Genomic DNA, 6851 nt, shown 5'->3' on the forward strand with positions numbered 1-6851 from the left:
AATTTGTGGCAGACACAGTTACATGCTTGGCTGATGTACAATGGTGCAAATCGTAAAGTATGGGTAAGCGGTGCTAAGGCTGGTTCAGGGTGGATTGATCCAGCCAAAATTACTGAGGGTACGGTTGAAAATGTGCCGGTCTCAACTTCAATTACAGATGCGGATACGTCAATGCATGCTTTGCGGGCAACGTCGATGATTTCGTACGAGTCTAAGACAACGGTTGACTTAACCACGCGCCAAAAGATGTTGGCATCTGATAGTGGTTTCCACGCTTATATTGCAGGTTCCACGATTTATCATAATGTGTTTGGATCGGGTAATAATATTGTGTACATGACGTATAAGAGTGTCGGGACGCCAAATGTTCTTGGTGCTAATGCAACACGTATGAAGGTTTTGCAGTCATCAGAAACGCAAATCCGATTAGATGGCCGTTACTATAATGACTTGATGGTGAAAGATAGTTGGTCAGCAACCGAAAACGGTGATTGGGCAAGTTGGTTTGTAATTCCGGGCCAATACAAAGATGATGATATTGCCAATGCAACTTATTGGTGGTTGCCACAATACGCATATAAGGGATATGGACAAAAGTCTATGCCACTGAACTAAATAATTTGCTGAAGCCAGATGCGTAAGTGTCTGGCTTTTGCCTGTATTTAGGGCGTTTATTGACGGATTCCTCTGAAAACATGGAATTTTAGTTGTTGTCCTGTTTTTTAGCCTATAATCATAAGGTTATTTTAAGTTAGGAGCAGGGTATGAGAAAGATTGCAATTGTTGGTGGGGTGGTCATGATAAGCGCTGTCGCAGGTGCTTTAGGTGTGACGAATTCCGTGGAAGCAGCCAACACACGATATACGACAACGTTTAAATTGGTTGATAAGACGACGGGTAAAACGTTGCGGACCATCAATATATCTGGCGTTAAAAACCTGACGTATACGTTCCAACCAAATAAGATTCAGTATTACGCAACCCCAAAAGCTGTTAAGTATACGGTTCGACGAACAGGAACTATTAAAGTTAATTATGTGGCTACGTATCGAAAAGTAACGATTAAATCGATTGATGCTTTTGATCATCGGGTTATTCAGAATAATACAAAGATGGTGAAAGTTGGGACGACGCCATTGATTGCACCAGTGGCGGCAGCTAAAGGTTATAGTTTGAAGGTTGCAACAACACCAGTGCGATTGACAAAGGTTAATAAGGATACCAGCGTTAATTTTAATTACGATAAAATGGTGCCAGTGACGGTGAAGTACACTACAGTCGAGGGAACTGGCGCAACTTCTCATGAGGTTTTACTAGGTACTGTAACGAAGAATTATCGACGTGGTTACATGACGACGTTTAACGCTAAACAAATTAATGGCTACGTATTACCGAAGCAACAAACGACAGCGTTTTCTGGATCTGCAACTGTAAAATTTAATTATGTTATTAATCGTAGCGACGCATATGTCGCGTATAACCAAGCACGTAGTCGTGTGCGCAATAAGGAACGTTTCGATCAGGCGATGCGCGCATATAAAATGAATATTGATAATGCGACGTCATTGCGGGAGTTTAATGCCGCGAAGGCAGCGGTATCTAATCTGGGGTTGGTTGAATTCCGTTCGCCGTTAGCAGTTTATGATAAACATGTGAATTTGAACCGTTGGGTCACAGATTCGAATTTGAATTATAATCCGTTAGCGCAAGCGGGTGGGCGCGGTGTATTTGCCAAAAGAACTGCTGATAATTATTTGGCATATTTTCAAGCGGATACAGATTCTGGAAACTTTTATTGGGTTATTAACCAGCGTACAAAAGTTGGCGGTTGGGTCAATAAAGGAGTGTTTGCAAATGGTGGTGTAGGTGTTATGAAAGATATCAGCGCGTACACTAAGTCACAGTCAAATTATAGTTATACGGACAAAATTTCGAAGGCAATCAATCAACCTTATATGGATGAAGATGGTTTTCAAGCAGTACTCCAGTCTGTCGAACTCAATCATAATGCGGCAGCAACTGGATTAGATAATAATGATGATATTGTGACCGGGGATGGTATAACCTTGGTTAGATTGCATTTTATGATTAACGGTTACGTTGATAGTCAAGGAAGTGAGATTGATAATCTGTTGCAATATCCGGAAATCGAGTTAGCTGATGGTGATACTTTACAATCTGTAAATTCGCTTGTTGATACTACCTATACAAAGGGAAGTTGGGATGCTTTCTTTGTTACTACAAATGCGCAAGCAGATACAATTTTGCAGCAAGGAGCAACGCTACATTATGGGACAACCTATCAAGGACGTGTTCAGTATGACCAGACAATGGATTTTCTGAAGAATAGTGAGAACAATAGCAACAGCGACGAGTGGTGATTTTTAGATTTTGCAGAATACGATAATAGAACATCTGTCTGTTTTTTTCGACGAGGTTATTTTTCGTGTGATAGTTGTGGTGAAAAGCCAGGCACAATTGTGTCTGGCTTTTGTTTCAATTGTGGGAATTCCGTCAGTAACACCGCAAATCACATATAAATTAGTCCTGAATACGAGTATACTTATTCTTTGTAAAAAGAAATATTGGAGAATGAGATGAGGAAGACTATGGTCATGACGTTGTTGGCAGCAACGTCATTTGGTTTGGTAACCGTTGGTCAAGCGCATGCAGCGACGACAAGTTATACAACCACTTTTAAGTATGTTGATGCGACGACGAATAAAACGTTGAAGACGGTTAAAACAACCGGTACAAAGAACAAGACCTATACTTACAAGCCAGTCGCGATTAAGTATTATGCGACGCCGGCGAAATTGTCTTATAAGGTCACGAAAGCAAGTACAATCACGTTGAAGGTAAGGGCGACTTCTCGCAAAGTGACAGTTAAGTATGTTGATCGTTATAATAACGCAACCATCAAACCAGCAAAGATTGAAATGGCGCCGGTTGGTAAGACGGAATCGTTTACGCCAGTAAGCATTTCTGGCTACCAAGTCACCAGTACAGCAACTAAGAAATTGGCAAATGTTAAGTTAGATAGTACAGTAACGTTTACGTATGACAAATTGTTTAAGTTGACGCAAAATATGGTGGCTATCGACACTAAGAAGTCACTTGGTACAAGCAGTCAGATGGTGAGGCGTGGCCAGACGGTGACAGTAACGCCAACGCCAGTCGCGAATTACGTGACACCAGCTATACAGAAGGTTCAGGTTAACAAAGATACGACGGCTACATTTAACTATCAACGGTTGTACAACGTGACGGTCAATGCGGTTGGTTCTGATGGTGCCAAACTGGGTACTACCAATCAGACTGTGCAACAAGGGAAGTCGGTGACAGTAACACCTAAAGCGTATCCTGGTTACGCAACACCAGTCAGTCAAAAGGTCACGCCAACTAAAGACATGACGGTGACAGTAACGTATCCGAAGTTTTACACGGTTAATGTCGTTGAAAAAACTGCTGATGGTACAGTTTTGGCAACTCGTTCAATGCAGGGACAGGCAGGTCAAAGTGTAACGGTGATGCCTGGTTCGCATGCTGGTTTCGTCACACCGGATGCTCAAACAATGAGCAAGGCAGGAACAGTGGCTTTGTTGTACCAAATTGATCGGTCGCATCAAGATGATGCATACAATAAATTGATTGCTAGTGTAGATAATCAAAATCAAGCTAAGATGGCGTTGGCTGCGTACAAAGCAGACTATACTCAAGCTAAGACGTTGGCAGCTTATCAAGTAGCGCAACAAGTCATGAGCAATATCTCACTGACATCATTGGGAAATCAGGCGATGCGTGTTGTAGATTCATATGATTCAGACGATATTAGTGCTGGTACAAAACAGGGTGCGACTGATGTAACGATGACTGAAGGTGCGACTGATTCCTACATCGCATACTATGCATCAGGAGATTACGATTGGGTAGTCAATCAGACCACTAAGCAAGGTGCTTGGGTTAAGAGTGATTTATTAACGACGGATGATGTTCGTAATGGTGAGAAGTATACATACGAGTCATCGGTTCATGTTGATCAGCAAGGTACGCCATTGTCCAATCTAGGGCATTTAGCTAGTTATGATGTACAGTACGGTATAAACGGTGACCCGGATGAAGCGATAGTTAAGGTAGTATTTGCACGGAATGCTACAACGCAGTCTGACTCAAGCAAGGTCATTATGCAGGATGGAGAATTCTATATTAATAATAATGGTCCGTTAATTGGGCTTGAAGCAGACAGCGATGAAAAATGGACAGCAGATAAGGCGTTTTATACATTAACGTTTACAATGGACGCTGAGAGTGCTCGTTTGTTAGAAACACATACAAGTTTTATCACGTATGGAATTGGTACTGATGCAACGTCATTTTTTGACTTAACTAGTGGGGATGCGGCAAATAAAATTGCGGCAGCATAGTGAATAAAATAAATTAAAAAACAGCAGTTTGACACGCGTAGTCAGATTGCTGTTTTTTAATTCCCTTTTTCTAACTACGTCTCGAATGACATGTTAATATAACATTTGTAAATTAATTGAAACATATTTTCGAGGTGGTTATGATGTTTAAGTTGGGTTCTGTATTAGCAACAGTTGCTGTGTTAGGTAGCTTGGCAGGTTCATCAGTAGAAGTCTCTGCCGCACAAACGGCACAACGTGATCATGTTTCAGCAAAGAAGACTGTCAAGAAGACAACGCACAAGAAGATTGTGTCTAAGCAAGTTGTTAAGAAAGCAACTACAAAAAAGGCAGTTCAGACACACAAGGTGTCCGTTGCACCTAAAAAAGTTGTGCCAGTGAAGGTTTCTTCTGTAAAGGTTTCGGCCGCAAAGTCTTCTGTAAAGACGAGCGTTGTTAATCATGCCACATCAAGTGTGAAGCCAGCAACGAGTACGACGGTTGTCAAACTCCAGCGACTGTAACGTCGGCTACAAAAGTTAATGCAAACCCTTGGATGTCGGTCGATGAACCAGCTTTCGCAAAGGTTTCGCAAACCTGGAAGACAACGGTTCCAGCTGCAAGTACAGCTGCGATTACGTGGTATGCAGGAAATGATGGCTATGTAAAAATTAATAACTACTTGCGTGGTATTACGTCAACTGCAGATGCACAAACAACAGTTGCAACGGCGGCCATTCACAATGCGGTGACGACCTACAACAACCCAAAGACCACGGTGGTTTACCGTGGGGTTAGTGCGAAGGGCTTGCAGATTTCATTGCACAATGCACCATTGCAAGTCGGCGCATTATACAGCGACAATGCTTTTATGAGTACGTCTTTTGACAAGGGTGTCGCGTTTGATTTTGCTAAGGATCCATCAGATAGTTACGTGCTACAAATGACGATTCCAGCAGGTACAGGTCACGGTGCCTATATTGCACCGTTGTCAAAAGAATATGGTTTGGAATCAGAATACCTGGTGAAGGATCACTCAGAATTTAAAGTGACTGGTTTTTCAACATTGACTGGTAATTACAACCAGAAGTACCACGTTGTTGAAATGACGATGGTAAAGTAAATATTTGAATGAAATAGCGAGGCTATCTAAGAAGATGTCCTCGCTATTTATTTGGAATATGATTCTATTCTGAAATGGAAGATGACTATCCAAGAAAATGTGTCTATAATGAACATGTATTAATTTTTTGTACGTATTTTTACACTAGGAGACGTGGTATGGGTAAATTTTTTAAGACAGTGATGCTTACAGTGGCAGCTGTCGTTGGGTTTAACGTTGCATCTGGTACGGTACAACAAACGCATGCAGATGAATTGCAAACGATTCAAGCGCAACACAAGTCGGGCTACTTGGGTACGCCACAAGGGTGGTTCTGGTTCGAAAATGGGCAAAAGTATACGGGATTCCGTTACTATATGGGCACGTACTACTGGTTTATCAATGGCGTTCGTCAAGATTCAGGTTGGCGCCATGCTTGGGGTATGACTTATTACACGGATAATCAAGGACGCGCAGTTCAAGGTAATCGTGTAATTGACGGAGTGTCATATTACTTTGGTGATAACGGTACATTCTTCTTGCGTGGTAAGGCATCTGGTTATATGGATGCTGGCCAAGGGTGGTTGTGGTACGAAGGTGGACAACGTTTCACAGGTTTCCGCAATTATATGGGGGCTTATTACTGGTTCCAAAACGGTAAGCGTCAGCAAAACAAGTGGGAAAACGCTTGGGGTATGACCTATTACGTTGGTGCTGACGGTCGCACGGTACAAGGCTACCAAACGATTGGTGGTGAGAGTTATTACTTCGGTGATAACGGTACTTTCTTCCAACGACCAGCACCAACTGCTCCAGTCGCGCCAGCAGCGCATGGACAGATTAAGGGATCGGTTGATCACATTTACCACGTGCCAGGTGGTCGCTATTACAACCGCACAAAGAATGTCGTGCAATGGTTCTGGACGGAACAAGATGCGCGTAATGCCGGATACCGGCCTTCAGAGTATTAATTAAAAATTCAATTTGTGTAAGTAAGAACAGTGGGAAGCTGTTCTTTTTTTATGTCCTTTTCGCGGTAACTTTCGTTGAAACGCATAAAGAATAAGTGTAATATATGTCTAGCTATTCGAAATGGGAGAGTGAGACAGATGGTACGGCCGACTTGGTTGCCACAAAAGACAACGTTTTATCTAAATATTGTGTTGAGTACGACCTATATTGCAGTGACTATTTTTGAGATGATCATGCATGTGCCGACCTGGGTTTTCTGGATTGACCATATTTTGTGGGTATACTTTGGTATTGTTTATATTCGAGGTATGCAGCGGGCACGTGACAAGAAACGTTATTTTGCAACACATCTAATCGATTTAATTGCACTGACC

Annotated in this window: 6 protein-coding genes and 1 pseudogene; all 7 read left to right on the forward strand. The window is 42.1% G+C overall.

The genetic code is table 11. The features are described from left to right. A partial coding sequence (locus WEIDD23_RS00520) for a hypothetical protein (RefSeq protein ID WP_197458746.1) occupies positions 1 to 615 on the forward strand: 615 nt, incomplete at its 5' end. Between the two features lie 149 nt (positions 616 to 764). Beyond that, positions 765 to 2381, forward strand: coding sequence for a hypothetical protein (locus tag WEIDD23_RS00525; RefSeq protein ID WP_062358644.1), 1617 nt, complete (start codon positions 765 to 767; stop codon positions 2379 to 2381). 216 nt (positions 2382 to 2597) lie between these two features. Then, a complete protein-coding gene (locus WEIDD23_RS00530; protein WP_150179851.1) occupies positions 2598 to 4424 on the forward strand; it encodes a hypothetical protein in 1827 nt (608 codons plus the stop codon). A gap of 140 nt (positions 4425 to 4564) precedes the next feature. Then, the gene (locus tag WEIDD23_RS00535) at positions 4565 to 4927 is read left to right on the forward strand and encodes a hypothetical protein (RefSeq protein WP_145559710.1); all 363 of its coding nucleotides are present in this window, start codon (positions 4565 to 4567) and stop codon (positions 4925 to 4927) included. A gap of 32 nt (positions 4928 to 4959) precedes the next feature. Beyond that, complete coding sequence (locus WEIDD23_RS00540) at positions 4960 to 5526, forward strand: ADP-ribosyltransferase (protein WP_062358647.1); 567 nt, start codon at positions 4960 to 4962, stop codon at positions 5524 to 5526. 158 nt (positions 5527 to 5684) lie between these two features. Next, positions 5685 to 6476: a sunset domain-containing protein gene (locus WEIDD23_RS00545; protein WP_062358648.1), complete on the forward strand. Its 792-nt coding sequence runs from the start codon at positions 5685 to 5687 to the stop codon at positions 6474 to 6476. A gap of 138 nt (positions 6477 to 6614) precedes the next feature. Beyond that, positions 6615 to 6851: pseudogene (locus tag WEIDD23_RS13290) on the forward strand (hypothetical protein); the annotation flags it as partial.

The sequence above is a fragment of the Weissella sp. DD23 genome (assembly GCF_001579105.1).
Classification (GTDB): Bacteria; Bacillota; Bacilli; order Lactobacillales; family Lactobacillaceae; genus Weissella; species Weissella cibaria.